At 65.3% G+C, this 25,550-nt stretch carries 26 protein-coding genes; 17 read left to right on the forward strand and 9 right to left on the reverse strand.

The features are described 5' to 3' along the window. Nucleotides 1–24: 24 nt before the first annotated feature. The 3 genes from MA876_RS16490 to MA876_RS16500 form a co-directional block, all read right to left on the reverse strand. Nucleotides 25–2,631 carry a winged helix-turn-helix domain-containing protein gene (locus MA876_RS16490; RefSeq protein WP_248152074.1) on the reverse strand — a complete coding sequence of 869 codons (2,607 nt, stop codon included), beginning with the start codon at nucleotides 2,629–2,631 and terminating at the stop codon, nucleotides 25–27. 138 nt (nucleotides 2,632–2,769) lie between these two features. Then, entirely contained in the window at nucleotides 2,770–3,894 is a 1,125-nt protein-coding gene (locus MA876_RS16495) for an AI-2E family transporter (protein ID WP_248152076.1), read from the reverse strand. Nucleotides 3,895–3,904: 10 nt separating this feature from the next. Next, nucleotides 3,905–4,306, reverse strand: a complete 402-nt coding sequence (locus MA876_RS16500; protein ID WP_248152079.1) for a DUF7144 family membrane protein — start codon at nucleotides 4,304–4,306, stop codon at nucleotides 3,905–3,907. A 229-nt stretch (nucleotides 4,307–4,535) separates the two neighbouring features. On the opposite strand from MA876_RS16500, the gene MA876_RS16505 reads away from it, so the two are divergent. The 9 genes from MA876_RS16505 (at nucleotide 4,536) to MA876_RS16545 (ending at nucleotide 14,089) form a co-directional block, all read left to right on the forward strand. Beyond that, on the forward strand, nucleotides 4,536–4,757 hold the full coding sequence (locus MA876_RS16505; protein WP_248152083.1) for a DUF8691 family protein: 222 nt from the start codon (nucleotides 4,536–4,538) through the stop codon (nucleotides 4,755–4,757). Then, complete coding sequence (locus MA876_RS16510; RefSeq protein ID WP_248152087.1) at nucleotides 4,754–6,340, forward strand: MFS transporter; 1,587 nt, start codon at nucleotides 4,754–4,756, stop codon at nucleotides 6,338–6,340. The genes MA876_RS16505 and MA876_RS16510 overlap by 4 nt, the downstream gene beginning before the upstream one ends. 42 nt (nucleotides 6,341–6,382) lie before the next feature. Continuing rightward, the gene (locus MA876_RS16515; protein WP_248152090.1) at nucleotides 6,383–6,871 is read left to right on the forward strand and encodes an aromatic ring-opening dioxygenase LigA; all 489 of its coding nucleotides are present in this window, start codon (nucleotides 6,383–6,385) and stop codon (nucleotides 6,869–6,871) included. A gap of 151 nt (nucleotides 6,872–7,022) precedes the next feature. Beyond that, nucleotides 7,023–7,550, forward strand: a complete 528-nt coding sequence (locus MA876_RS16520; RefSeq protein ID WP_248152093.1) for a DUF1269 domain-containing protein — start codon at nucleotides 7,023–7,025, stop codon at nucleotides 7,548–7,550. A gap of 157 nt (nucleotides 7,551–7,707) precedes the next feature. Continuing rightward, complete coding sequence (locus tag MA876_RS16525; RefSeq protein WP_248152095.1) at nucleotides 7,708–8,091, forward strand: SHOCT domain-containing protein; 384 nt, start codon at nucleotides 7,708–7,710, stop codon at nucleotides 8,089–8,091. 16 nt (nucleotides 8,092–8,107) lie between these two features. Continuing rightward, entirely contained in the window at nucleotides 8,108–10,816 is a 2,709-nt protein-coding gene (locus MA876_RS16530) for a cation-translocating P-type ATPase (RefSeq protein WP_248152097.1), read from the forward strand. Between the two features lie 437 nt (nucleotides 10,817–11,253). Then, nucleotides 11,254–12,345 carry a tyrosine-type recombinase/integrase gene (locus tag MA876_RS19360; protein WP_248152099.1) on the forward strand — a complete coding sequence of 364 codons (1,092 nt, stop codon included), beginning with the start codon at nucleotides 11,254–11,256 and terminating at the stop codon, nucleotides 12,343–12,345. Further along, entirely contained in the window at nucleotides 12,342–12,665 is a 324-nt protein-coding gene (locus MA876_RS16540; protein WP_248152100.1) for a hypothetical protein, read from the forward strand. The genes MA876_RS19360 and MA876_RS16540 overlap by 4 nt, the downstream gene beginning before the upstream one ends. A 47-nt stretch (nucleotides 12,666–12,712) precedes the next feature. Next, the gene (locus MA876_RS16545) at nucleotides 12,713–14,089 is read left to right on the forward strand and encodes a Fic family protein (protein WP_248152104.1); all 1,377 of its coding nucleotides are present in this window, start codon (nucleotides 12,713–12,715) and stop codon (nucleotides 14,087–14,089) included. 49 nt (nucleotides 14,090–14,138) lie between these two features. Here MA876_RS16545 and MA876_RS16550 read toward each other — a convergent pair whose 3' ends face one another. The 4 genes from MA876_RS16550 to MA876_RS16560 are packed head-to-tail and all read right to left on the reverse strand — an operon-like array spanning nucleotide 14,139 to nucleotide 17,011. Further along, on the reverse strand, nucleotides 14,139–14,408 hold the full coding sequence (locus MA876_RS16550) for a hypothetical protein (protein ID WP_248152107.1): 270 nt from the start codon (nucleotides 14,406–14,408) through the stop codon (nucleotides 14,139–14,141). After that, nucleotides 14,405–15,439 carry a hypothetical protein gene (locus MA876_RS16555; RefSeq protein ID WP_248152110.1) on the reverse strand — a complete coding sequence of 345 codons (1,035 nt, stop codon included), beginning with the start codon at nucleotides 15,437–15,439 and terminating at the stop codon, nucleotides 14,405–14,407. Before MA876_RS16555 ends, MA876_RS16550 begins: the two co-directional genes overlap by 4 nt. A 10-nt stretch (nucleotides 15,440–15,449) precedes the next feature. Continuing rightward, on the reverse strand, nucleotides 15,450–16,379 hold the full coding sequence (locus tag MA876_RS19420; RefSeq protein WP_425561211.1) for an Lsr2 family DNA-binding protein: 930 nt from the start codon (nucleotides 16,377–16,379) through the stop codon (nucleotides 15,450–15,452). Continuing rightward, on the reverse strand, nucleotides 16,262–17,011 hold the full coding sequence (locus tag MA876_RS16560; RefSeq protein ID WP_248152120.1) for a hypothetical protein: 750 nt from the start codon (nucleotides 17,009–17,011) through the stop codon (nucleotides 16,262–16,264). Before MA876_RS16560 ends, MA876_RS19420 begins: the two co-directional genes overlap by 118 nt. A gap of 524 nt (nucleotides 17,012–17,535) precedes the next feature. Here MA876_RS16560 and MA876_RS16565 point away from each other — a divergent pair. Next, nucleotides 17,536–17,799 carry a hypothetical protein gene (locus MA876_RS16565; protein WP_248152123.1) on the forward strand — a complete coding sequence of 88 codons (264 nt, stop codon included), beginning with the start codon at nucleotides 17,536–17,538 and terminating at the stop codon, nucleotides 17,797–17,799. 73 nt (nucleotides 17,800–17,872) lie between these two features. On the opposite strand, the gene MA876_RS16570 is transcribed toward MA876_RS16565, so the two are convergent. Beyond that, nucleotides 17,873–18,175, reverse strand: coding sequence for a helix-turn-helix domain-containing protein (locus MA876_RS16570; protein WP_248152126.1), 303 nt, complete (start codon nucleotides 18,173–18,175; stop codon nucleotides 17,873–17,875). Then, the gene (locus MA876_RS16575; protein WP_248152128.1) at nucleotides 18,175–18,375 is read right to left on the reverse strand and encodes a helix-turn-helix transcriptional regulator; all 201 of its coding nucleotides are present in this window, start codon (nucleotides 18,373–18,375) and stop codon (nucleotides 18,175–18,177) included. Before MA876_RS16575 ends, MA876_RS16570 begins: the two co-directional genes overlap by 1 nt. Nucleotides 18,376–18,514: 139 nt before the next feature. Between MA876_RS16575 and MA876_RS16580 the strand changes: the two genes are divergently transcribed. The 7 genes from MA876_RS16580 (at nucleotide 18,515) to MA876_RS16610 (ending at nucleotide 25,061) form a co-directional block, all read left to right on the forward strand. Further along, complete coding sequence (locus MA876_RS16580; RefSeq protein WP_248152129.1) at nucleotides 18,515–19,138, forward strand: helix-turn-helix domain-containing protein; 624 nt, start codon at nucleotides 18,515–18,517, stop codon at nucleotides 19,136–19,138. 200 nt (nucleotides 19,139–19,338) lie between these two features. After that, nucleotides 19,339–20,340 carry a tyrosine-type recombinase/integrase gene (locus tag MA876_RS16585; RefSeq protein ID WP_248152131.1) on the forward strand — a complete coding sequence of 334 codons (1,002 nt, stop codon included), beginning with the start codon at nucleotides 19,339–19,341 and terminating at the stop codon, nucleotides 20,338–20,340. Nucleotides 20,341–20,938: 598 nt separating this feature from the next. Next, a complete protein-coding gene (locus tag MA876_RS16590; protein WP_308221671.1) occupies nucleotides 20,939–21,220 on the forward strand; it encodes a metal-sensitive transcriptional regulator in 282 nt (93 codons plus the stop codon). A 32-nt stretch (nucleotides 21,221–21,252) separates the two neighbouring features. After that, entirely contained in the window at nucleotides 21,253–21,582 is a 330-nt protein-coding gene (locus MA876_RS16595) for a heavy-metal-associated domain-containing protein (RefSeq protein WP_248152136.1), read from the forward strand. A 140-nt stretch (nucleotides 21,583–21,722) separates the two neighbouring features. Beyond that, nucleotides 21,723–23,879, forward strand: coding sequence for a heavy metal translocating P-type ATPase (locus MA876_RS16600; protein WP_248152139.1), 2,157 nt, complete (start codon nucleotides 21,723–21,725; stop codon nucleotides 23,877–23,879). Between the two features lie 26 nt (nucleotides 23,880–23,905). After that, complete coding sequence (locus tag MA876_RS16605) at nucleotides 23,906–24,355, forward strand: DUF6153 family protein (protein WP_248152147.1); 450 nt, start codon at nucleotides 23,906–23,908, stop codon at nucleotides 24,353–24,355. A gap of 97 nt (nucleotides 24,356–24,452) precedes the next feature. Beyond that, nucleotides 24,453–25,061, forward strand: a complete 609-nt coding sequence (locus MA876_RS16610; RefSeq protein ID WP_248152149.1) for a DUF305 domain-containing protein — start codon at nucleotides 24,453–24,455, stop codon at nucleotides 25,059–25,061. Nucleotides 25,062–25,550: the final 489 nt, after the last annotated feature.

The raw sequence follows: 25,550 nt of genomic DNA on the forward strand, positions 1-25,550 counted from the left end.
CTCGATGCGCGTGTCAGGAGACTCTCACTGCAGGTCGGAAGGCGAATTCCTGGACGGTGCGCCGTCGGCCGCCAGGAGGCCCAGCTGCCGGGCGCGGACGATTGCAGCGTTCCGATCCGCGACGCCCATCTTCCGATACATATGCGCCAGATGAGATTTGATCGTATTGACCGAGACGTACCATCGGTCGGCGATCTCCACGTTGGTGAGTCGCGTGGGAAGAAGATCCAGGAGCTCTACCTCCCTCGCGGTCAGAGCTGTAGGCAGCGACTCCGTCCCCGCACTCGAAGGTCTGGCCATACGGATGAGCTGCTCGCGAAAGTGACTTGTCGGACCGGGGAGTGCTTTGACGAGTTCGATAACGGCACGCCCGGCCGCGAGGATCGGGTACTTCAGGTTCTCGCGCTCCGCGAGATTCAGAACGTCGCTCAGCTGCCGCCGCGACTCGACGCCACGACCCTCCGCCGATGCGAGCCACGCAGACGCAAGGCCGTACTCGACGGCGGCGGAAGGGAGCGAGGCATCGGCGACGTAACACACGCCATCGATCAGGCTGCGCGCCTCCGTGATGAGGCCCAGTTCGATGAGAGAAGCGACCTGCTCGAACGCGATCGTCGACCAGTGCGATTCGAGATGCCGGCGTGGATCGCGGGGCGCGCCGCTGAGTCGCGCGGTCCGCCATGCCAGCGCCGACAAACCGCGCGCGACGAGGGGCGGGGGTGCTCCCTGGGGCTCGATCGCGGCGGACTCGGTTCCCCGAGGGTCGACGAGCGCGGCGGCAAGGTGGGCGACCCACATCAGCGGCGCTCGCTGGTTCACTGCCGCTCGAATGTTGCCTTCGTGCAAGGAATAGGCCCCGGCTTCCGACTCGCCGCGTTGGACGGCGACGATCGCTCGTGCGATATGGGCCTCGGCCGGCGAGGGGTGCGAGAGGAGGGAGAGCTCGCGTGCGAGTTCCAGCGCGTCTCCCGCCAGCGTCGTCGCATGATCGAGGCGGCCGCTCCATGCTTCGATGAGGGCGAACGTGCCGACAATCTGAACTCGATAGGGGCCGTAGCCACTTCCTTCGCTGGACAGGGCGGCTTGGATCGCTCCCCGCGCTTCGGGGATGTCCCCTTGAAGAAAATGCGCGCGGCTCAGTGCCACGCGACTCACGGTCTCGAGCAGGGCGGGAGTGGTGAGCCCCAGAAGGTTTGGCGGGTCTGCGTGTGGATTGTCGGCGAGCAGGGTGAGCGACCGTCGCGCGACGCCGAGGAACTGGTCGGGCCGCGGCTGGAAGTAGACGCACGTGGCGAGATAGCTGAGAGCGACTTGCTGGCCACCGACGTCGAGTACGCCGGCGGTCAGGAGCCGTTGCATGATCTCGACGGTGAGGGCGCCACGGCCACTCATCCCGACGACCATGCCGTAGAGCAGTTCGACCCGCGGGTTCGCCCACCGCACCTCGTCGGGAACCAGTGAGAGCCAACGCGCGACGGTAGTCGTGCGCAATTGCTCGTAGGTCTTCGGCCCGCTGGCCAACACGATGTCGCATACGTCATCCCAGGCCCTCGCACGGAGCAGGTATTCGACGGCGGTCGTTGTCTCGCCGCGCTGCAGGTGCCAGGCGGCTGCGGCTCGAAGCAGTGCGGACTCACGGTCGTCGCTCTCCGCGCGGATTCGAAAACGGAGGAGGTCGCGGAACAGGTGGTGGAACCGATACCACCCGATGCGGCCAGGAATGCTGACGATGAACATGGAGTCTCGCTCCAGTTGCCGCAGGTATCCATCGCCGTCCGTGACGCCCGCCACTGACTCGGCGAGGCCGGCGCATACTTCGTCCAGGACCGACAGTCGCAGGAGCGCCTCACGTCGTTCCGGCTGCTGTGCGTCGAACACTTCCTCCGACATGTAGTCGACGATCAGCCGGTTCGATGCATCGAGGTGCTCGATGAACCGCTCAGGATGCTCTTGGAACCTCATCGACAGTCCGCTGAGCTGAACCCCGGCCGCCCACCCCTCGGTGTGATGGGTCACCGCCGCCGCTGTGGCGAGCGAGACATCCGCTCCCGTGATGCTCTCAAGCACTCGAGCGGTCACCTCCGGCGTGAAGGCAAGTTCTGCCTGCCGCATCTCCACCAGACCGTGTCGGACGCGATGTCGACTGCGACCGATCTGCAGGTCGACCCGCGATGCGAACACGAAGTGCACATTCGGTGGCAGGCGGTCCACCAGGCGCCACAGGTCGGCGACGATCGCGCTGCCGGCGAGGTTGTGGAGGTCGTCGAACACGACCACCACGTCGTCCAGGCTGCTCATTTCGACCGCGAACGCTTCGATGAACGGTTCGCCCAGCCCCCCTTCGGGCGTTCCGATCGGAACATCGAAGGAACTCAACCGCGGATCGACCGCGGCGATGACCTCGATGAGATGGCGGCTGAAGATCGATGCGTCATGGTCCGACCGAGAGACGTCCAGCCAAGCCACCGAGTGGCCGATGCGGGCATCCATCCATTGCGCGAGCAGGACAGTCTTGCCGGAGCCGGCAGGCGCGACGAGCAGAGTTATCGGTGCTGTAGCACCGACATCGAGTTGCGCCCTCAATGAGGGCCGGTCAACCGCGTGCAGCGGGAACCGACGAACTTCGGTCATGGCGGGGGGCCTCACGTCCTGCAGTGCTCGGACGATCGAATCCTTGCACGCCGTGGACGGTCCCGACAGGAGGCAGGCGACATGTGGAGTAATACGGTGCGTCGGCTTACACATCGACCTTCCGCGATCAGATGTCGATCAGGTCTTCAGGTCTTGTCTAGGAACCAGCACCTCGCGGATGATCATCAGGAGCGACGCCATGATCGGCAAGGCGAGCAGTACCCCGAGAACGCCGGCGAGCGCGCCGCCCACGAGCGCGCCGATCAGGACCAGCGCGGCGGGGATGGAGACGGCCCGGTTCATGACGCGGGGACTGACGACGTACGACTCCACCTGGATGTAGACCAGGTAGCAGACTCCGAAGATGAGGGCCTGTGTGGGGCTGGAGAAGAGCGCGACAGCGGTCGCGAAGAGCCAGAAGATCACGGAACCGAAGAGCGGGATCAGCGTGATCACGAATGCGATCGACGCCATCAGCGCCGGGAACGGCAGTCCGATGAACAGGTGCAGAAGCAGGACGACCGCCGCGTTGATCGCTGAGAGCACGACCGAGCCGATGAGCGATTCACCGACGGATGCGGTGATCTGCTCGGTCATGACGGCCAGTCGCGGACGACTTCTTGCGGGAGCGATCGAGTAGAACGCGTCTTTCATGGCGGTGAGTGACGAGAGAAAGTAGAGCGTGAGGGCGACCACGATGAACATGCCGGTGATGAAGTTCACGATGCCGACACCGACGGCGAGCGCACCACCGCCGATCGCCGCGACGGTGCTGGGCTGTGCGATGAGCGCGGCGAGCTGATCGAGCGCTCCGCCGATCGCCGACTGCGCGTTAGCGGGGAGACTCAGATACCAGTCCGTGTGCTGAATCTCGGCCATCGCCACGGGGATCGAGGCGACGAACTCGCCGATCTGTTCCAGCACGGGCGGCAGCATCACGAGCAGGAACGCCGAGGCGACCAGCGCGAACGCCAAGAACACGAGCGTGATCGCGGTTCCGCGTTTCAGCCCCTTTCTCTCCAGCCAGCGGACGATCGGATCCAGTCCCAGCGCGATGAAGAGCGCCAGGAAGACGTAGATGAGGATCGTCGAGATCTGTGCGATCGCCGACCCCAGCAGCAGGGCGCCGAGCACGCCGATCGTCGCGGTGAACGCGACGATGAGCGGATGGTCGATGATCGCGAGGATGCCTCGCCGCGGCGCCGCGGCGAGGGACCTCGCCCGCTCGGGAGGTGCGGGCGAGGCATCCGCGCTTTCGGTCATGTTCGGTTCGTCACGACTCTTCGCGCAGCTCGCGCCCGTGGACGATGAGTGCGTAGATGACGAGGATGTCGATCGCGATCACGATGAGGGACCACCACGGTTGCGCCGGGATCAGCAGCAGCTGGCCGATCGCGCTGAGGATCAGCAGGATGATGGCGACCACCCGGGCCCAGGTCTGGCCGCCGATCACGGCAAGCCCGGTAAGGGCGAGCAGCACGCCGATGATCAAGTTCCACCATCCCCACCCGGCGACGTCGAACAGCCAGAGCGATCCCGCGGTGAGGACGTAGTAGGAGTTGGGGCCGATCACTGCGACCAGCCCCTGGACGATGCTGAAGATTCCGCTGATGAGGAGAAGGACGCCCGCGAAGACGACCCAGCCTGTCCAACTGCTTCGTGCGACTGTGCTCATTTGGTCGATCCGTTCTGTGTGTGGGGTCTCTGCGGCTCGCAGAGCATGGGTCACCGTAGTCCCACGGGTGGTCGTCTCCTCATCACCCCATATGGGGGATATTGCTCGCCTCGCCCGATACGCCGGTGGCCAGAGCGGGGCGAATCATTCCATCGGGATGACGAGATCCGCACCCGGTGCGCGTCACCATGTGCACAGCACGGCAACGACACGTACCCGGGAGATGGAAATGACCGCGCAGGTGGTGGAGATCGTCGTACGCGGACCGCTATGGCCGTCTGTTCTCGCCGCGCTCGATGACTTCACGGTCGATGCCGACGCCGATGGTCGCACGACAATCGTCGGTTCGGTAGCTGATCAACCGCAACTCGTGGGTCTGTTGGACATGTTCGGCAGTCTCAATGTCGAGATCATCAGCGTGAACCCTGCGCCGCGAGAGACGATGCGATGAGTGCCGAGAGCCCGAGCGCAGCCACCTTCAACCGACGGCTCGCGATCCTGCTCGCCATGGCGATGTTCGTCCTGGTCGTCGACACGTCGATCATGAACGTCTCGATCTCGGCAGTCGTGCGCGACATCGGCACCACGGTCAGCGGCGTTCAGTCCGCGATCGCCCTCGAGGCGCTGGTGTCGGCGGCCTTCATCCTGATCGGCAGCAAAGTCGGCGACCTCATCGGTCGGAAGCGCGCCTACATCATCGGGCTGCTCTGCTACGCCGCCGGTGCGATCGCGATGACGCTGGCACAATCACTTCTTCCCATCATCATCTTCTGGGCGTTCGTCGGCGGCCTCGGCGCCTCGCTTCTCCTCCCATCAATGCAGTCGCTCATCCACGGGAACTTCGAAGGAGCAGCCCAGAAGCGGGTCTATGCGCTTGTGGGCGGCTCTGCTGCCATCGCTGCGGCCGTCGGGCCGCTCATCGGCGGATTCATCACGACCTTCCTCTCCTGGCGGATCGCCTTCCTGCTCGAGGCGATCGTCATCGGAGTCGTCCTGCTCGGCATCAAACTCATCCACGACGTCCCGTACACGGGCAGCCGCAGGATCGACGTCGTCGGTTCGATCTTGTCCGTCGTCGGCATGGGCGGCGTGGTCATCGGCATCCTGGTGTGGCAGGAGGGTGAGGGCCCGGTGCTTCTCCTCATCGCCGTGGGGCTGCTTGGCTTGGGAAGTCTCGCTTACTGGTTGATTCGACGTAAGCGCGCCGGCAAGGCGACCCTGCTCGATCCGACCCTCTTCTTCTCCAAGCCGTTCCGGCTGGGAGTGACCCAGCAGATGATGCAGCAGATCGCGCTGGGCGGCACCATGATCGTTCTGCCCATCTATCTCCAGATGGTGCTCGGCTACAACGCGCTGCAGGCGGGACTCTCCATCGCGCCGCTGTCGCTGAGCATGTTCGCGATCGCGTTGCTCGCGGGCAGGGCGAAGCGCTCGCGGAGGCCGGCGACGCTGGTCCTCTGGGGCTTCGTCCTTCTCATCGTCGGGCTGGTGCTGCTGGTCTTCGTCGTTCCGCGCGCCGAATCCGGATGGCTTCTCCTTGGGCCGCTCGTCATCGCGGGCGTGGGTCTGGGGCTCCTTGTGTCGCAACTGAACAATTACACCCTGTCCCCGATCTCGGACGAACGAGTCAGCGAAGCGGCAGGTGTCAACTCCGCGGCCGGATCGTTCGGGCTGTCTTTCGGGCTCGCGTTCGCCGGCGCGATCATGCTCGCTTCGCTCGCTCTCGTCTTCACCTTCCTCGCGGATTCCAGCTCCGTGCTCCCCGCCGAGGACAAACAGCAGGTGGCCCAAGTGCTCGAGGAGGACGCGCAGATCATGTCCAACGAACTGCTCGCCGAACTCCTCGTCGACCAGCCGGAGGCGATACAGGGGGAGGTCATCCGCATCAACACGGTGGCACGTCCCATCGCCCTCCAGATCGCCCTCCTCATCCCGATCTTCGCGGCGCTCGTCGGCGTGATCGGCGCGCTCCGAATGCGGCGCGTTCCGGACCCCAAACCCTCCGGATCGGGCACAGAGACCCTCTTGGGCTGAACCCAGAACCCCGCAATCACTGAGATCGTCTAGGAGGACGACATGAACGAAGAGTCGGCGACCATCGAACCTCGACGGACGAAGCTCACACTCGTCAAAGCTGCCGGGGTCGTCGGCATGATCATCGGCGTCCTGCTGATCGTGGTGGGCGTCGTCGCCTGGATCGGTGTGACGAATCAGCTGACGGCCGAGAAGATCACCATCCCCGACGACGCCATCGCGTTCCAGGGGCAGCAGGTCACGGGGCCATTCACCGCCTACGTGCAGGCCGACATCATCAACACGCACGCCCTCAGCGCGTCGGGCGGCAAGACCTATGCGGAACTAGATCAGGACGACCCGGCACGAGCGACGGTCATGCAGGCATCCTTCCTGCGGGCGTCGTTGTTCACCTCAGTCGTGGCCTACGGGGTATCGCTCTTCGCCGTCGGTATGGGCGCGGTGTGCATCATCTTCGGATGGGCGATCGTGCGGCTCGCCGGAGCACCCGTGGTCATCAGACGGTCGACCGTGGCGGCCACCAGTGCATAGCTCCGCTCCCGAGCCTGCCGGCATCCATATCCCCCCAACAGGATGACGTGCCGCGTCATCGCACACGCATACGATCACCGCACCGTGATGAAAGCGGAGCTCGTGGTGATCTGCCGGGTCGCCCTCGAGCTCGACCTCGAAGGAGAGAACGATGGGTAGCAAGAACCTCGCGCTGGTGGTCGGATCGTACGACGACACCGCCGCAGCATCCGAAGACTACGAAGCCCTCAGAAGCGGCCAGGATTCCGGCGGATATGAGATCATCGGCGCCGTCGTGCTCGTCCGCGACAAGGACGGCAAAGTGCAGGTGAAGGAGCACGGTGCGCACTCGGTGGGCCACGGGGCGGCGTGGGGAGCGGGCGCTGGAGTGGTGGTCGGGCTCTTCGCGCCGCCCCTGCTCGCTGCGACCGCTGTCGGTGCGGGTATCGGCGCGATCCTCGGCAAGATCAAGAAGAGCCGCGACGAGAAGCGATTCGGCGTCGATGTGGACGAATATCTCGCGCCCGGGACGTCGGCGGTTGTGGCGGTCGTCGACGACAAGTGGGCCGACCGTGTCGAGAACGCGCTCACGCGTTCGGACAAGCGCATCAGCAAGGCGATCGACTCCGACGACTACGACAAGCTGCGCAAAGCGCTCGAAGAATCGGCCGACGACGTCGTGGAGCAGATCAACTCCTAACTCGATCGCCGGAACCGCGAATCGATGACCCCGGGAGCCTTCCCGGGGTCATCATCCTGTTGGGGTGATGACCGCCGCCCAGTGGAAGAGGACAGTGGGCCCTGGCGGGCGACCCCACGGATGGCGCTCGCTCCGATCGAACGAAAGGCAGATCATGATGACCGGCAGCTTTTGGGACTTCCTCCTGTGGATCTTCTGGTTCTACATCCTCTTCGCATGCATCTGGATCTTCATCACGATCATCATCGATCTGTTCCGCGACCACACTCTGAACGGGTGGGCGAAGGCCGGCTGGGTGATCTTCCTCGTGATCTTCCCGTTCCTCGCGGCACTGATCTACCTCATCGCCCGCGGTCGCGGTATGGCGCAACGTGAGCTCGAACGACGCGGGCAAGCGCAGAGCGAGACCAACGACTACATCCGCAGCGTGGCCGGCACGTCGTCCCCGGCCGGCGAGATCGAATCCGCCAAGAAGCTCCTCGACTCCGGCGCGATCACGCAGGCCGAGTACGACACGCTGAAGGCCAAGGCGCTCGCATAGCGGCGGCCTTCTCATCATGAGCATCGCGGAAGCCGCCCCGTCCGCTCCCTGGTTCACGCAAGACGCGGATGCGGTCGTCGCGGCCTTCGGCACGGACGCCCGCACGGGGCTCACGGGTGCGGAGGCCGCGCGCCGACTCGCAGAGCACGGTCCCAACTCGATCGCGTCCGAACCTCAGCCGTCGATCTGGCAGGTGGCTTTCCGCCAGCTGATAGATCCGATGAACGTGATGCTGGTCATCGTGGCCATCATCAGCCTTTTCATCAACCAGGTGAGCGTGGGCATCGTCGTGGGCGCCCTCGTGGTGTTGAACGTGTTCCTCGGAACGCGCCAGGAGATGAAGGCGAAGGCGTCGGTCGACGCACTGTCGAAGATGCAGATCCCGAAGGCGAGGGTCGTGCGGGACGGCTCGCTCCTGCAGATCGAGTCCACGAATCTGGTCGCGGGCGATGTCGTGGCGCTCGAGGCGGGCGACATCGTCCCCGCGGACGGACGCATCCTCCGCTCAGCCACCCTCGAAACACAGGAAGCCGCCCTGACCGGAGAGAGCGCGCCGATCGCCAAAGACGCCGGCACGATCGGCGACCCCGAAACAACTCTGGGCGATCGTACCGACATGGTGTTCCAGAACACGATGGTGACGCGCGGGACGGCGACCGTCGTGATCACCGACACCGGCATGAACACGCAGATGGGGCAGATCGCCTCGATGCTGTCGGCGGTCAAGCCGGCCAAGTCTCCATTGCAGCGCGAACTCGACTCACTGACGGGTGTTCTCGGGTGGATCGCCTGGGGCGCCGTCGCGATCATCGTCGTGACCGGTCTGCTCCGCGGCCAAGAGATCGCGTCGGTCATCCTGCTCGGCATCTCGATGGCGATCTCGGCCATCCCTACGGGCATGCCCTCGTTCGTGCAGGCGATGCTGTCCTATGGTTCCAGGCAGCTCGCCGAGCACAATGCCGTGGTCAAGAACCTCACGGACGTCGAGACGCTCGGGGCTACCAGCGCGATCAACTCCGATAAGACCGGCACCCTCACGATGAACGAGATGACGGTCGAGTCGCTCTACCTCGCGGGCGAGTGGTACTCCGTCGGCGGCACCGGTTATGAGAAGGTCGGCGAGATCCGCCAGGTGGCTGATCAGCCCAACCCCGACTTCTCGCCGCTGGCGCTCGGACTGACCCTGTGCAGCGACGCGACGGTATCCGACGACGGGGACGTCATCGGCGACCCCACCGAAGCGGCGCTCGTCGTGCTCGCGGCGAAGATGGGGGCGGATGCCGAGCTCACGCGCGCCACGTATCCCCGGTTGGCCGAGGTGCCGTTCGACTCCGCGTACAAGTTCATGGCGACCTTCCACGATGTCCCGCGCGGGGACTCGACCCTTCGAGTCGTGCTCGTCAAGGGCGGACCGGATGTCGTCCTCGACCGCTGCTCGACGGTCGCCACCGCCGACGGCCCGGTCTCGATCGACACGCAGCGCGACGTCGTGCTGGGAGCCAACCGGCGGCTCTCAGAGCAAGGACTGCGGGTGCTCGCGTTCGCGATCCGCCGGTTGCCGGCCGGTGCGCCGGTGCCAGCTGATCCTATGGCGGAAGTGACCGACCTCGAACTCGTCGGCCTCGTCGGCATCATCGACCCGCTCCGCCCGTCGTCGAAGGAGGCCGTGCGCATCGCGCACGAGGCCGGCATCGAGGTGCGCATGATCACGGGCGACCACGCGATCACCGCCGCCGCGATCGGAGCGAAGCTGGGACTCGGCCCCGGGGCGGCGAGCGGCGCTGAGATCCAGGCGATGAGCGACGATGAGCTCAAGGCGGCGCTGCCGAACCTGCACGTGTTCGGGCGGGTCACGCCCGAGGACAAGCTGCGCCTCGCGCGACTCATGCAAGAGGACGGCGCGGTCGTCGCGATGACCGGAGATGCTGTGAACGACGCCGCCGCGCTCAAGCAGGCCGATATCGGCGTGGCGATGGGCTCGGGCAGCGAGGTCACGAAGCAGGCCGGCAAGATGATCCTCGTCGACGACAACTTCGGCACGCTCGTCACCGCCGTGCGGCTGGGACGCTCGATCTACGACAAGATCGTCAGCTACGTCCGCTATCAGATGTCGCAGCTCTTCTCCCTCGTGCTGCTTTTCCTGGTGGCGAGTCTGTTCGACATCAACGACGGCGTGCCGCTCACGCCGATCATGATCCTGTTCCTCAACTTCTTCATCTCGATCTTCCCGGTCATCGTGATCCTGCTCGACCCCGCACCCGCGGGGATCATGCTGCTGCCGCCGCGCGACCCGAAGAAGACGATCGCGAACGGCGGCGCGGTCGTCCTCTGGTTCGCGTACGGCGGCGTGCTGTTCCTGATGACACTCGTGCCGCTGCTCCTGTTCCCCGATCAGCTGAGTTCCACGCAGCCCAACGCGCCCGTGACGATGACCTTCGTCGTCGCCGCGTTCGGCGCCATCTTCGGCGGACTCGCGATGCGCCGTGACCCCGAGTCAGGTTTGACCGCCCCGATCCTCGCCGCGGTGAAATGGCTGTCGATCCCGACCGCCCTCACCGTCGCGGCGGTCGAGATCGGCTTCCTGCAGCGCTTGGTGGGCACGGTCTCGCTCACGGGCAACGAATGGCTCATCGCGATCGCCCTCGCCCTCGTCGTGCCCCTCTTCGTCGAGGTCGAGAAGGCCATCCGCCGCGGACGCATCGCCCGGCGGCTCGCCTCGACGTGACTGAGCCGCGATCACGACGGAGCCGACGTTCATCGCGGGATGCCTTGCGGCCGGTGTTCCGGATGTTGCATGGATTCTGGAACAGGCGGGCTCAGCACTGAATCTGGGACAGAAAAATCCAGGTCGGAGTCAAGAAGTAGTTGGCGGAGGATAGGGGATTCGAACTGTCTTCTCTCCTTGCGTAGCCAGGTGCGTAGAGGGGTCGTTTGGCCAGTCCGCACAAGGGATCTCGGCTTTGTCCGCCGATCAGCCGCGACACCGAGAACCAGCGCTGTGCAACGGCGGTGTTGCATGGGCTGTTGCATAGAGGGGGAAACATCATGATCACTAGTCCGCCCAGCACGGAGGGCATGTGGCACGGAGCGAAGCATTTGGACGCGACGACAGCAGCGCGCTGGGCGGAAGCCCTGGAGGCGTTTGAGGTAGCTCAGGGGCACGTGAGCGAACAGATGCGCCGTCGACGGTTGAGGCATGTGCGCCGCTTCGCACTGTTCGCGAAGGTGTCACCGTGGCACGTGTCCCGCGATCTCGTTGACGCCTGGTGCGCCTCGCTCGCGCCGCTCGCCCCGTCGACGCGCACAGCGATGACGGGGGACGTGCGATGTTTCTACAGGTGGGCGATGGCCAGTCAGCGCGTGACGGCCGACCCCACGGCTCACACCGGACACAAGATGTTGCGCAGGCCAGTGCCCGAGCAATGGGACGCGCCTATTCTTGCTTTCGAGCGCTCTCTATGGGCGCAGGGTACGTCGCCCTCGACGGTGCGCGCTTGGGGCGACGGTCTGCGAGCGTTCGCGCGGGACCATGCACATCTGCAACCGTTCGCCGTCACCGTCGATGACCTCTACGAGTGGATGGCCGGCAAGCGTTGGGCGAGGGAGACTCGCCGCGGCCGTAAGTCGATGCTGCGGACGTTCTATGCATGGGCCGTCGAGACGGAGCGCACAACCGAAAATCCGACGCTGAAGCTGCCGAAGGTGAAGGCAGGCGATCCGGTGGCGCGGCCCGCGACCGACGCTGAGTATGCCACTGCTCTCGGCGACGCGGATCCACGATGGGGGCTCGCGCTTCGGTTGGCGGCTGAGCTCGGGCTCAGGCGGGCCGAGGTCGCGCGGGTTCACACGAGTGATCTTGTGGACGACGGAAACGGAGCGACGTGGTTGACCGTACATGGCAAGGGCTCAAAGCTTCGGCGTGTACCGATGCCCTGGTCGCTCGCTGCGGCGGTGCGGGCGCACGGCCCGGGCTATGTGTTCCCCGGCCGAATTGTCGAGCGACAGGCCCACGTGAGCGCCGAGGGGCATTTGTCGCCGAGGTATGTCGGTAAGCGGCTCGCCGAGCTGCTCCCAGCCGGAGTGACGATGCACGCGCTGAGACATCGGTTTGCGACGAAGGCGTACAACGTCGATCGCGATGTATTCACAGTTCAGAAGCTGCTTGGCCATGCTTCGCCGGCCACGACGCAACGTTATGTTCAGGTTGCCGACGACCGCATGCGCGCCCTCGTCGAGGCGGTGAACGGTCGATGAGCCTCGAACTGTCACCCGAGGACGAAGCGGCGCTCGCGCGGAGGATCGATTGCCCTGTGACTTGGTGTTCAGGTCGGTGGCTCGATCACGGCGGCGATGGAGAGCCGCCTGAGCGGTGGCTCCACGCCGACGACGACGGCATCGATCTGCCGCACGGTGCGATTCTCTACCAGTCTCAGGAGGGCGCCGGTCCCGGGTCTGTGATGCTCGTGAACGACAAGATGGAGCTGGCGACAGCGGCCAGCATGACGGATCTCATCAGAATTCTGCGCGCACTCGCCGACGCCATCGAGCTCGTCGAGGGGAATCGGCAGAGGTGAAGTAACAGCCAGCCTCAGCGGGTGGCACGCGATGGAAGGATAGCGACATGACCGAGCGCCCAGATCTCCCCTACCGCGAGATCACCTCCTACCGCGACGGCTGGCTAGCGGAGATCTCGTACTTCCCCGACACGATGGAGAACGAGCCCACCGACGACCAGGATGCGCTGCAGACGCTTTTGCGCGCCGCCGCCTTCGAGACCGGCGCTGTCGAGGATCTCTACCAGTCTGAACGCGGCGCCACGCGCATGATCGCCGAGGAGGACGAGGGGTGGGAAGATGCACTCGCCCACGCCGGCGCCGGCGCCGGCGACCACTTCAAGGACCAACTCAACGCCTACGAGTTTGCCCGCGACTACGCCCACGGCGCAGGAGAACACCCCATCAACGAGGCCCTCATTCGCGAGGTCCACACGATCGCCACCGCCAGCCAAACCACATACGACACCGACGCTGGCCCCAAACCCCTTCATCACGGCGAATACAAACGATCAGCCAACTACGTCGTCGATCGTTTCGGCCGCCGAAAGTGGTACTGCCCACACGAGCGGCTCCCCGCCGAACTCCGAGCCACCATCGACATCTACCGCGAACTCGAAACACGTAACGCTGCCCCCACAGACAAAGCCAGAGTGCTCTCCGCCCTCCTCCACTGGGCAATCGCACACATTCACCCCTTCGAGGACGGCAACGGTCGCGTCGCGCGCATCGTCGCATCCATCCCCACCATCCGAGGCAACGACGTCCCCGTCCTCGTGTTCAAGGACCAGAAGAACGCATACCTCCAAGCACTCGACGAAGCAGACGCCGGCGAACCAAGGGCGTTCATCGGCTACACCCTCGGGCGGATTCGAAGCGTGATTGCCTGGCGTCGACACCTCATCGAAGCACGCGAAGAAGTCAGCTTCGACAGCCTCAGCGCGCAACTCGCCGAGATCCTCGCCGCCCAAGAAGGACAGAACACTGAGCCCCTGCAGATCGTCCTAACTCGCGTCGGCGAATACCTCCGACGAGCTGTGAAGGAGCGACTGCAAGCCTTTGCCAACCGGAACGCCGCCACCGTCCAAGTCGCCTACCCCGTCTACTGGGAAGGAGAGATGGATCTTACGCCAACGGCCACCGACAACCTAGTCGAATACGCCACCGCGCACCTGAGCACCGAGACACCGCTGCCCGCACATGCCAACTCCCGCGTCAGCGTCGGAATCCTCACCGGCACACGCGATGTCACCACCATCGTCGGCAACGACATCCTCACACTCCCATTCGAAGCCTGCAGTCCCACCCTCACCAACGAAGCCATCATCCAACTCGACCTCCACGCCCAAGCTGGCACACTCCGCCTCGCCAAAGCCTTCGTCGACGAAGTGAAGCGAACCGCTCGCGCCAAGGGCTCGCTGCCCTTCGAACACAAGCCGCTCTGATCGACCGGGGGGCGCTCGGGCCGGCCTCACGCTCGTCGAGACGGTCGCGTCAAGGAGTCAAGAGTTGGCCGACGACGTTGCGGAGTAGATTCAGCGCATCATCCTGGCTCACGTGCGGGTCGGCGTTCCGGACGATCGCGACGTGGGCGAGCACGAGCGTCATGACGGCGAGTGTCGCTTCGTCTCGTCGCAACTCTCCGAGCATTAGCGACAGGATCTGCTCGCGTTCAGGTGACCACTTGACGTCACCGAGTGCTGCCAACCGATCAACGACCGACGCGACTAGGCCTGCGGTGGCGGAGTCGAGCACGCTGCTCATTCCATGAACCTCCCGCCGCCCCGTACGGCGATCGTCGTCTCGTATGAGCGGCGCATGGCGGCTTTCACCGACGCCTCGAACTGCGAGAGATCCGCTCTGACCGGCACCGTGATTCCCGCTCCGTACTGTGCGGCGAGTTCGGCGTAGCGCTCCCCGGCGACGCGGGCAGTCTTGTCGATCTGCTCACGGTTCGCGGCCTCGCTAGCGGCGACATAGGCTGAGTATTCCTCCGTCCCCTGCTTCGCTTTGTTGGTTGCGTCGAGCACCGCATCCCACCGGCTGACGATCTTCTGTAGCTCGGGGTCGACCGCGACCGCACCCTCGGCATTCGCCTTCTGTGCGTCGACCTGCTCCTTCATCAGGTCGCGGATGCGCTCGTTGACGATGCGTTGAGCATCGAGGTCACCGGCGTTGGCGGCGTAGAGCGTGCCGCGGTCGAGTTCGAGTCGCAGTGCGTCAGCCTGAATCTGCTTCCATTCGCTGGCGCGGTCGGGGTTGAACATGAGGTCGTGCACGTCGGCGGTGATCTGTGCCTGGTCGAGATACTTCCGGCCTTCCTCGGCAGCGTCGGCGTAGGCGCTGGTGAGACGCTCCCGCATCTTCTCCGCTTCCTCTTGCTGCCGGATGATCTCGGATGTCACGAGCCCGATGCCGGTGGCCGCTGCGAGGCCCGCAACCGCGCCGGCGGGGCCGAACCCTTGGAAGGCGTTGGCGGCGAGCTCCTGTACGGCGTCGAGCGCGTCTGCGGGCTCTTTGAAGGATGCTGCCATTTCGCGGCCGGTCTGGTTCGCTTCGCCCTTCAGGTCGTCGACGCCTTTGCTGGTGTCTTTGACGCTGCGGTCGAGCTTGTCGGACGCTCGCGACGCATCGCGTAGGGCGGCTTCGAGCTTGCGCCCGCTCTGGTCGCCTTCGTCGCCGAGTTCGTCGAGGGACTTCGCTGCATCTTCGACTGGTTTGATGACGTCCTGCTTGAGCGCTTTGTTGAACTGCTTGCCGTCTGCCCCTACGGCGACTTCATAAGTCCTGGCCATGGTGATCGGGTTACCTTCCTGCGTTTGCCGTCAAGTTCTTCTTGACGGCGGATTTGATGCGGTGGTCGGGGTGGTGGGGTTCGGTGTGCCGTGCGGCGTTCCAGTCGCTCAGAACGGCGTCTGGCAGTCGCCCAGAGGCGCTGATGGTGAGTCCGTGTTCTGCGGCCCATGTGCGGATCTCAAACGCCTGGCTTCGGTTTCGCTTCTCAGTGCGCTTCCGCTCGCGGTACTTTGCTCGGCCGTCGTCGGAGCCGGTCTGCTTCTCGTAGTGGTCGCGGCTCCAGGCCTGGCGGAGTTCTCGTCGCCTCGCGTCATCGTGGCGGTATCCGGGACGGGGGTCGCGGTCGCGGGCGATGTGGCAGGAGAGGCACAGCGGGTCGTAGTCGTTAGGGTCCGGTGACCATACGTGACGGTGCGCTCGGCCGGCGTGAAGCTCGAGGGTGACGCGCTCGCGTGGGCTGCCCGCGCGGTAGGCCCATTGCTTGGCCTGGCGCTTCTGGCAGTCGAGGCAGCGCCAGTCGGCTGCGCGGCCGCGAGCTCGCCGCACTCGCGCGTGTGCCGTGCTGTAGGTGCTCGGGTCGGCGAGAAATGGGCGACGGCTCTGGGCGCGTCTACGGCGGCACGGATCGCAGTATCGGGCGGTCGGTGAGCTTGCGGGCCGAGCACAGTCGACGCACTCGCGCGGCGGCTTGGCTCGGTTGTGATCCCAGCGGCTCTGGTAACAATTGCGGCACTCGCCGCTCTTGCGGATGTAGACCGGAGCGCCACAGGCGCAGGCCAACCCGTCAGCACCCTGCGCTGCGCGCTGCGGCGCTCCGGTGGTCACTGGGCCCGCCGCAAGTGTTCGGCGACGGCCTGGCCGCGCGTGCGCGATTTGCCGGCCGCGAGTGGGGCCGACGCGAGTTCGGCGACGTACTGTGCGCTGGCGACGGCCCAGCACGGGACACACGACCGAATGCTAGGGACGTGCGCCGCGCCCTGGACCGGGACGAGCAAACGCGCCCGGACGGTCTGGCCAGCCGAGTCGGGCACCTGCTCGCAGACGGGGCACATGAGGGTTGCGCGCATGTGCTGTTCCTGTCGAGCCGCCTCGGCAGCTGCCCGCGCTTCGGCGCGTGCGTCGTCGACCGCTCGGAGGGTCAGGTACGCGTCCCAGGACCGGTCGCCGTCACTTGTGATTTCCTGCACGAGCGCCGTCGGCTGCGGGGTCGCTGCGGGGTGAGCCTGGTCGACCGCGGCACGCGTTACGAATAGCTGGGTGGGCATCGGGCTTCCGTTTTGGCGGATCACGCTCGTCGTCGCGGCGAAGGGATCGAGTACGCGCTGACTGTCATCGCTTTCAGCGGCCGAGAGTGCAGGGAACGCGGCGAAGTACTCGTGAACGTGGGCGGGCAGGCGGATGCCGACGAACTCGCGCCAGGTGGCGTGGTCGTTACCTGTGGCCTTGAATGTCTTCTTGAACTGCTTGCGCAACGCGCTCGCTCGTTCGCTCTCTTCATCGGGAATCCAAAGCTCGGGCAATGGGTGCCGGCCATCGACGATGGTGGGGATCGGCTGACGGAAGATGCTCATTGTGTGTCTCTCTTTCGGTTTTGGCGGTGCTGCGGGTTTGGTGGGGGCCTGGCGCGCTGGTCGGGCAGCGCTCCAGGTGTCTAGGGGATTCAGGGATCTCTTGATACGAGTGGCTGATGTGTGGTCGGTTCTCGGGGGGAAAACATGGAGCCGGAGGCGTGAGTCGTGAAACTCAGTCTCAAAAAAAACGGACCGAGTGTCATCCGGGATGGTGGACGCTCTCATGCCGCCGCCTCGCTCTCATCGACATCGATCGACTTGTCCACAGATGCAAGTGAGACGGTGCTGTGAGTCGATGTGATTCCTCGTGTCTTTCCTCTGTGGTTCCTCTGTGGTTCCTTGGGGCCAGGCTGAGCCTGGGGTGCAGGGCCAGGCTGAGCCTGGGGTGCAGGGCCAGGCTGAGCCTGGGGTGCAGGGCCAGGCTGAGCCTGGGGTGCAGGGCCAGGCTGAGCCTGGGGCTTTGGCGGCCTCGGCCGCGCTCGCTTTGACAGCGCACGTCGGCGATACTCAGCGGTCGTCCGCGATTGTTCCGCCTCGATCACGAGGTTGAATTCGGCACGCTGCCCGGACTGGCCACGCTTGAGCTGCTCGATTGCGCCCAGCGATACGAGGCCCCTGAGGGCGACCCGTACCGCCTCGAACGCCGCGGCGCGGTCAGTGGCGTCGTGGTCGTTGACGCGCCGGCCGATGGCCAGGCACATTGCATCGCGGCTATCGAAGTAGCGACGGGATTCGCGGGGGTCGTCGATCGCACCGTCGAGTGCAGTGTGAGACATGCCGATGAGTAGCCGATACTCATTGCCAGTCAACGGCACGTCGACCGCGTACGCGATCGCTTCTCCCACGAGGCGAGCCCCCATTTCAGGCCACGCTCTCCAGCTCGCCGAGTAGTTCGATGAGCTTGGCGCGGATGATCGCCGTAGCGTCGGGTCCCGCGCTCGCGCTGGCGGTCTGATCCGCCTCAGTGTGGTCTGCACCGTCGAGCCAGGCGAGAAAGGAATCCCGCGGAATGATGACCCTTCGACCGACTCGAACAGCGCGGATGTCGCCGCCGTGGATTGACAGCGCAGAGGTCAACGTCCGCGTGTTGATGCCCAGAACAGCCGCGGCGTCCTTAATGGTGATCGTCGCCTGCGGGGATGCGCGAAGTTCCTCGATGCCCATTACGACGCCTGCGCATGCTGCTTGTTGCGCTCGATGAACGCGTCCAGATCCGCAAGGTCATAGCGAACGCGGCGGCCGAGGCGCACCCAGCTCGGACCAACGCCGATGGAGCGCCAGTAGGCGAGCGTCGCGGGCGGCATGCTCAGATAGTGAGCGGCTCCCTCAGGACTGACCGCGCGCTGTGGCAGCTGCGTGTCCATCACTCCTCCAATCGATGACTGTCAATTTTCGGAACAAGCCAGCCGACTGAGTGACCATTTCGTTCCGATGATCGCCACTGTACGGATTGCCATTGAATAGATCAAGTACGCCACGCCGAAGTGGTGTATGTTCTGAATCGTGACAGTCGATCAGAGTTCGTGGGATGCACGACTTGCGCGAGCGGTCGGGGACAACGTTCGAAAGTTGCGTCAGGCATCGACTCCGTCTCTCAGCGCTCAGGCGCTGTCGAACATCACGCGTGAGCTAGGGCATGCCGTCCATCGCTCCGTGATCGCAAAACTGGAGAATGGTGAGCGGGCATCGGTAACGCTGGGTGACCTGTTCGTGCTATCGCGCGCTTTGAACGTGCCGCCGTTCGCGCTCCTCGCCCCTTTGACGGAGACGGCGTTCATAGAGGTTCTGCCTGGTCGGTTCATGACGGCATGGGATGCCATCGGGTGGTTCAACGGCGACAGCAACAACGTCTCCGACGTGGTGACGCAAGCTGATGCTGGATTTCAAGGCTGGTATGCCGTCACGGACGCTTATCAGATGCGATGGCGCTACGAAGTGGAACTGCTCCGATTCCAGGAGGCTTATCTGGAGGCCGTTGAGACGAGTGGGGTTGAGCGCACTGTCTTGACCGAGCGTGTGCAGCTTCAACTTGATCGGCTGCGGGCGGTCCGTGAGCGTCTGATTGCGATGGGGGTCGAAGTGCCTACGATCCTCGACCCGACTGGCGAACTGAAGGCACCCGAGTGACCAGGCGGCGGGGCGTCGGGTCTATCACCCGTTATAGGACCACGGCGGGGGAGCGCTGGCGCTGGCAACTGCGCGTCCCCATCGATCCCGAGAACGCCGACGCTGGCACAAGGCAGGCTGGGCAGGCCGGCTACGCCACGATGAAGGCAGCCGACGCCGGCCTACAGGACGCACGTCGCAAGTTGCGAGAGCACGTGCGAGTGACGGCGGCCGGAGCGCCGACCGTAGGGGCGTTCGCCGCTCAGTGGCTCGATGGGTTGCGTCTCGAAGCATCGACGATCCAGGGCTACACCCGCATCGTGCGAAATCACGTCGTGCCCCAGCTCGGCGCGACGCGACTGGACCGACTTACGTCGTCCAGGCTGAGCACGCACTATCGATTCCTGGAGCGTGAGGGACGCCGCGACGGCAAGCATTGGGGCGAGCCACTGTCTGCAAACACGGTGAACAAGGTGCACGTTGTCATCGGTGCTCTGCTCGATGCCGCGATCGAGGACGGGCTCATTTCCGTCAACGTCGCCCGCAAGCGCCGCACCGTGCAAGCGCCCACGAGCAAGCAGGTACGGACTCAGCGGCCCGAGGTCGCGACGTGGAGCGCCGCAGAGCTCGCGGCCTTCCTGGCGTGGGACCGCGATGTGTATCGCGATGATCTGTACTCGCTGTGGCACGCGATCGCGTACACCGGCATGCGGCGGTCCGAGGCGCTCGCGCTGCGGTGGGGCGACGTCGACATCGTGCACGGCCGTATCAGTGTGCGACGCGCGGCCGACACGGCGCGAGCGCGTGAGGTGAAGACGACGAAGACGGGCGGTGGCCGCGCGATCGACATCGACCCCGCGACGGTCGCTGTCCTGCGCGCGTACAAAGCGCTACGAGGGCAGGTGCACCTACCGCACGCGCACGCCGACGCATTCGCCTTCGGCAACATGAGCGGCGAGCTGCGCGCGCCGAATGAGATCAGCCGGCGCTGGGTCTACCGCGTCGCGACCGCTCAGCGCGCGGGCATCGACGTGCCGCGGCTCACGTTGAAGGGCCTGCGGCACACGCACGCGACCTTGTTGCTCGAGGCAGGCACGCACGCGAAGGTCGTGCAGGAGCGCCTCGGGCACGCGGATATCTCGACGACGATGAACATCTACAGCCACGTCACGCCGACGATGCAGCGGAGCGCCGCTGACCGGTTCGCGGAGCTGCTGCGATGAGCGCTGTTGCATATCTCGTTGCATGCGAGGTCGAAGGCGGTGAACCTAGGCGAGAAAAAGCCTGGTCAGACTTGATTACTACTCGGCGGAGGATAGGGGATTCGAACTCTCATTTTGCCACCTGCGAATGGCCCGTTTTGCCGCGTAATTACGCGGTTTTCGCCGAGTCGCTCTCGTGGCACACCAGCATCCCCCTGCCTGAAGATGCAAGTAAACACGCGGGTGGATTTCGGTAACTGTGCCTTAACTGTGCCACGGGAGAGCCACGCATGCTTGGGGTGGCTCAGGGCAACGCGAATGCGCGGACGATTTGACCGCTGAACCGGGTTAGCGCGCCGTGGAAGCTCTCCACTTCGCGTTGCCCCTGCAACAGATTTTGTGCAACCTCGCCTGTGGTGCCGAACTCTCCCTCTTGTCGATCGACACCGTGTCGCAGAGCGCGGGCCGGCGAGCTCGCCGGCCGGACTGCTCATTGCAGCGTTTGTGACGTCAGCCCGAGGCCACCATCGCTCCTCACCCGCGCCGGTGCCACTCGCGCTGCGCTCAATAGATGACCGAGCGCTTGTCCTCTATACGGTAGGGGGGTATGGTATCTGCTGTGAACGGCTACACGGCGAGTAAAGAAGACCTGCTCAAGCGGCTGCGACGAGCGGAGGGCCAGGTTCGTGGCATCGCGCGGATGGTCGAGGAGGACAAGTACTGCATCGACATCCTCACGCAGGTCTCCGCTGCTACGAAGGCGCTGGAGTCCGTCGCGTTGTCGCTGTTGGCGGACCATCTCTCGCACTGCGTTGCCGAAGCCAGTGCCGAGGGCGGCGCGGTCGCGGAAGAGAAGATCCGTGAGGCCAACGAGGCGATCGCCAGGATGGTTCGTTCCTGACACATCTACCCGCTCATCACGAGGAGACAGAGATGAACACCGAGAAGCGTATAGACCTGGGCTTGAAGGAAGCGGGCGCTGGCTGCGCGTGCTGCGCAACTGCGTCGACTCCCGGGAACGCGGGCGCCGCGACGGGCGCGGTTACTTCCGATGTGCAGGTGACGGGGATGACCTGCGAACACTGCGTGTCGAGTGTCACTGAGGAGTTGCTCGCGATCGACGGGGTGGAGGGTGTTTCGGTCGACCTGAAAGCGGGCGGCGCGTCCCGGGTGACGATCCGCAGCTCGACGCCTATCGCCCCAGCAATCGTCGAGGCGGCGGTGGAAGAGGCCGGCTACGCGGTGACCGGCCGCTCCGTCTGAGCGCGATCGACGTGAGGGCGTTACCGCCGCGCGATCGGTACCCACCACGGAGTTCGACGGTCACCACCCCCGAAGTGACCAGCGTTCTTGCCAGGTCTGACCCGCATCTGTCGGATGCGAACAGTGGAAGGAAGCTCAGCATGAGCCAGCACGACCACCACGCACATCACCACCCCATGTCGACCGACACTCGCGAAGGTGACACGGTGGATGACGCGCACGCCAGCCACAAGGCCGCGCAGGAAAGTGGCCATGAGGGACACGGCGGTGCGCGGACGGGGATTCATCACGGCGACCACGGCGGTCACGCCGGGCACGGCCCAGACCATGTCGCACGGTTCCGTCGACTGTTCTGGATCAATCTGATCCTCGCTGTTCCGGTAGTGGCGTTTTCGGGCATGTTCTCGATGCTGCTCGGGTATCCGCTGCCCGACGCGGTCTGGGTGGCCTGGATCTCTCCGGTCCTCGGCACCGTGATGTATGCATGGGGCGGCGCCCCGTTCCTCACTGGCGCGGTCAGCGAACTGCGTGCCCGTAAGCCCGGGATGATGCTCCTGATCGGGTTGGCGATCACCGTCGCGTTCGTCGCATCGTGGGGCGCCAGCCTCGGGCTATTGGATCACGAGCTGGATTTCTGGTGGGAGCTGGCGCTGCTGATCGTCATCATGCTCCTCGGTCACTGGATCGAGATGCGATCGCTCGCGCAGACCATCTCCGCACTGGACTCCCTTGCCGCACTCCTCCCAGACGAGGCGGAGAAGACGGAGGGGGACACCACTGTCACCGTGGCGCCCGCAGACTTGCAGGTCGGCGACACCGTCGTGGTTCGTCCGGGCGGACGCGTCCCGGCCGACGGTCGCGTCGTGCAGGGCTCGGCCAGCATGGACGAGTCGATGATCACCGGCGAATCGAAGCCCGTCCGCCGCAGCGACGGGGACGCGGTCGTCGCGGGTACCGTCGCCACCGACTCCGGCATCCGCGTCGAGATCACGGCGGTGGGTGAGGACACCGCACTTGCCGGTATCCAACGCCTGGTCGCCGAGGCACAGAACTCGTCCTCGAAAGCGCAACGCCTCGCCGACCGTGCCGCCGGGTGGCTGTTCTGGTTCGCGCTGATCGCCGCGGCGATCACTGCTGTTGTATGGACCATCGTCGGGCTCCCCGATGATGCGGTGATCCGCACGATCACAGTGCTGGTGATCGCCTGCCCGCACGCCCTGGGCCTCGCGATTCCACTAGTGGTGTCCATCGCCACCGAGCGCGCCGCCCGCGGCGGGGTGCTGATCAAGGACCGTCTGGCGCTGGAGAGCATGCGGACAGTGAACACTGTACTGTTCGACAAGACCGGCACCCTCACCAAGGGCGCTCCCGCCGTCACCGCTGTTGAACCGGTCGACGGGGTCGACGCGGACTGGCTGTTGGCCTTCGCGGCCGCTGCGGAGGCCGACTCCGAGCATCCGCTGGCCCGTGCCATCGTGACCGCCGCGCGCGAGCAGAAGCTTTCCGTGCCGGCGTCGACGGACTTCGAATCCTCACCGGCGGTCGGCGTCCGCGCGACCGTCGACGGCCAGGTGGTGCAGGTCGGCGGACCGTACCTGCTCGAGCAGACCGAAGTTCAAGAATTGCCCATTGTGGGGACTTGGCGTCAGGAGGGTGCGATCATCCTGCACGTCCTCATCGACGGGAAGGTCGCCGGTGCGCTCCGGCTGGCCGATGAGATCCGTCCCGAGTCCCGGCAGGCAATCGACGCCCTGCGCGCGCGCAACGTGCAGGTCGTGATGATCACTGGTGACGCTGAAGCGGTAGCAGCATCCGTGGCGGCTGAGATCGGCATCGACCGGTTCTTCGCGGGCGTGCGACCGGAGGACAAGGCCTCCAAGGTAAAGCAGCTGCAGGACGAGGGCCGCAAGGTTGCGATGGTTGGGGACGGGGTGAATGACGCGCCCGCTCTCGCACAGGCCGACGTCGGTATCGCCATCGGCGCCGGCACCGACGTCGCGATCGCCTCGGCCGGGGTGATCCTCGCCAGCGACGATCCCCGATCAGTGCTGTCGGTTATCGAGCTGTCCCGCGCCGGCTACCGGAAGATGAAGCAGAACCTGTGGTGGGCTGCCGGGTACAACCTGATCTCGGTGCCGCTCGCCGCCGGGATCCTCGCCCCGATCGGCTTCGTACTGCCGATGTCGGTCGGCGCGATCCTGATGTCCCTGTCGACCATCGTCGTCGCCCTCAACGCTCAACTGCTCCGGCGCCTGGATCTCAGCCCCGACGCGGTTATCCGTCGCCGACAGGTGTGACGTACCGCAGGAGGAGGGAAGTGACAATGTCGCTGATCGCACTGACGGACCGGGTCCGCACCGGCCGATCGATGGCCCGCACGATGCTGCTGCTCATCGTGGGTACCGGCGCGGTCATCGTGGGCCTGCTGGCCATGCACTCCCTTGACGCCCACACCCTCGACGCCCACACCGCGACCGAGGTCGGACACCGGACCACCGTCGCCGCTTCTGCTTCGACAGGTGCCGGTGATCACCGTGCCGACACCGTCGCAGCCGATGAACCGTGCGCGGACTGCGGCAGCGGGCACTCCAACATGCTCGCTATGGCGTGCGTGCTGGCGCTGCTGGCGACCGTGCTGCTGCTGGTCCGGCCCGGCGCCGGCATGAGGCGGTCGTCGATTCTTACCCGGCCGAGGCCCTCGGTCGTGCCCGCGCGACCCCGCGCGAGGCTGCATCCTCCTTTGCTCACCGTTCTCTGCATCAGCCGTACGTGACGCGTTCGTGCCGAACCTTTGTGCCCGGCTCCCGCATCCGCACGCCCGTCACCCCAACCGGCGTTGCTTTCACGTATTTCTGTATTGGAGAACCCTGATGAAGATCCCTACCGCGGCAACCGCCGCACTCACCCTTCTCGCCGCGCTCACGCTGACCGGTTGCGCCGGCGCCACCGGCTCCGGCTCGGACTCGATGCCGGGCATGGATCACGGCGCCAGTTCGGCCGCCTCCGCGCCGAACACGGACTTCAACGATGCGGATGTGATGTTCGCGCAGATGATGATTCCGCACCACGAGCAGGCCGTCGAGATGTCCGACATGATCCTCGCCAAAGACGGCATCGACGAGGACGTGATCACGCTGGCGGAGGACATCAAAGCCGCCCAGCAGCCCGAGATCGACCAGCTGCAGGAGTGGCTGGATGCGTGGGGTGCCGACGGCGACACGGGCGCCATGGGCGACATGGGTCATGCCAGCGGCATGATGAGCGAAAACGACATGACGGCGCTGGATTCCGCTACCGGCGCGGAGGCGTCACGACTGTTCCTCGAGCAGATGACGATGCACCACGAAGGCGCCATCGATATGGCGCAGGACGAAGTCGACAACGGGCATAACCCGGACGCGATCGCGATGGCGCAGACCATCATCGACACACAGACGGCGGAGATCGCCACCATGCAGGAGCTGCTTGAAGGACTTTGACTGGCTCGGCCGGGAGGTGCTCAGCCAGCGCGCTTGCTGAGCGCCTGTCGGCTGATGCCCGTGCGCGTGGCGAGCAACGCCCACGAGACATCTTCGCTTCTGAGCTGCGTGATCAGAGCGTCGCGTTCCTTCAGCAACGCGACTTCCTCGCGGTGCAGTTTCGCCAGAGATTTCGAGATCTCGCCAAGGCGGCTCAGCCCTGCGAGCCGTGCGCTCTTCTTCTCCCAAGGTGCCGCCGGTGTGGACCGAGCGGCGCGCGGCGCACGTACCGATGCAGGGCGCGCTGGGTCCGGCGAGTCACTGGGCGCGGATCGTCGAAACGAGCTTCCATCCATGCGCGCAGCGGGCGACGCTGACGCTGTCTCGTTGACACCGTCGTTGCCGACGTCCGCAGTCCTCGGAGGCGGAACGGAAAGGGAGGTCGAGGATCGCAAAGTCACGGATTTCCGCTGTTGGTGGCGTCCTCGAGTCATGCAACCAGGTTGACAC

This window comes from Microbacterium aoyamense (genome assembly GCF_023155855.1).
Lineage (GTDB): Bacteria > Actinomycetota > Actinomycetes > Actinomycetales > Microbacteriaceae > Microbacterium > Microbacterium aoyamense.

Coding starts and splice junctions, on each gene's coding strand:
- MA876_RS16490 (WP_248152074.1), bottom strand. CDS start 2,631: ATGACCGAAGTTCGTCGGTTCCCGCTGCACGCGGTTGACCGGCCCTCA.
- MA876_RS16495 (WP_248152076.1), bottom strand. CDS start 3,894: ATGACCGAAAGCGCGGATGCCTCGCCCGCACCTCCCGAGCGGGCGAGG.
- MA876_RS16500 (WP_248152079.1), bottom strand. CDS start 4,306: ATGAGCACAGTCGCACGAAGCAGTTGGACAGGCTGGGTCGTCTTCGCG.
- MA876_RS16505 (WP_248152083.1), top strand. CDS start 4,536: ATGACCGCGCAGGTGGTGGAGATCGTCGTACGCGGACCGCTATGGCCG.
- MA876_RS16510 (WP_248152087.1), top strand. CDS start 4,754: ATGAGTGCCGAGAGCCCGAGCGCAGCCACCTTCAACCGACGGCTCGCG.
- MA876_RS16515 (WP_248152090.1), top strand. CDS start 6,383: ATGAACGAAGAGTCGGCGACCATCGAACCTCGACGGACGAAGCTCACA.
- MA876_RS16520 (WP_248152093.1), top strand. CDS start 7,023: ATGGGTAGCAAGAACCTCGCGCTGGTGGTCGGATCGTACGACGACACC.
- MA876_RS16525 (WP_248152095.1), top strand. CDS start 7,708: ATGACCGGCAGCTTTTGGGACTTCCTCCTGTGGATCTTCTGGTTCTAC.
- MA876_RS16530 (WP_248152097.1), top strand. CDS start 8,108: ATGAGCATCGCGGAAGCCGCCCCGTCCGCTCCCTGGTTCACGCAAGAC.
- MA876_RS16540 (WP_248152100.1), top strand. CDS start 12,342: ATGAGCCTCGAACTGTCACCCGAGGACGAAGCGGCGCTCGCGCGGAGG.
- MA876_RS16545 (WP_248152104.1), top strand. CDS start 12,713: ATGACCGAGCGCCCAGATCTCCCCTACCGCGAGATCACCTCCTACCGC.
- MA876_RS16550 (WP_248152107.1), bottom strand. CDS start 14,408: ATGAGCAGCGTGCTCGACTCCGCCACCGCAGGCCTAGTCGCGTCGGTC.
- MA876_RS16555 (WP_248152110.1), bottom strand. CDS start 15,439: ATGGCCAGGACTTATGAAGTCGCCGTAGGGGCAGACGGCAAGCAGTTC.
- MA876_RS16560 (WP_248152120.1), bottom strand. CDS start 17,011: ATGAGCATCTTCCGTCAGCCGATCCCCACCATCGTCGATGGCCGGCAC.
- MA876_RS16570 (WP_248152126.1), bottom strand. CDS start 18,175: ATGGGCATCGAGGAACTTCGCGCATCCCCGCAGGCGACGATCACCATT.
- MA876_RS16575 (WP_248152128.1), bottom strand. CDS start 18,375: ATGGACACGCAGCTGCCACAGCGCGCGGTCAGTCCTGAGGGAGCCGCT.
- MA876_RS16595 (WP_248152136.1), top strand. CDS start 21,253: ATGAACACCGAGAAGCGTATAGACCTGGGCTTGAAGGAAGCGGGCGCT.
- MA876_RS16600 (WP_248152139.1), top strand. CDS start 21,723: ATGAGCCAGCACGACCACCACGCACATCACCACCCCATGTCGACCGAC.
- MA876_RS16605 (WP_248152147.1), top strand. CDS start 23,906: ATGTCGCTGATCGCACTGACGGACCGGGTCCGCACCGGCCGATCGATG.
- MA876_RS16610 (WP_248152149.1), top strand. CDS start 24,453: ATGAAGATCCCTACCGCGGCAACCGCCGCACTCACCCTTCTCGCCGCG.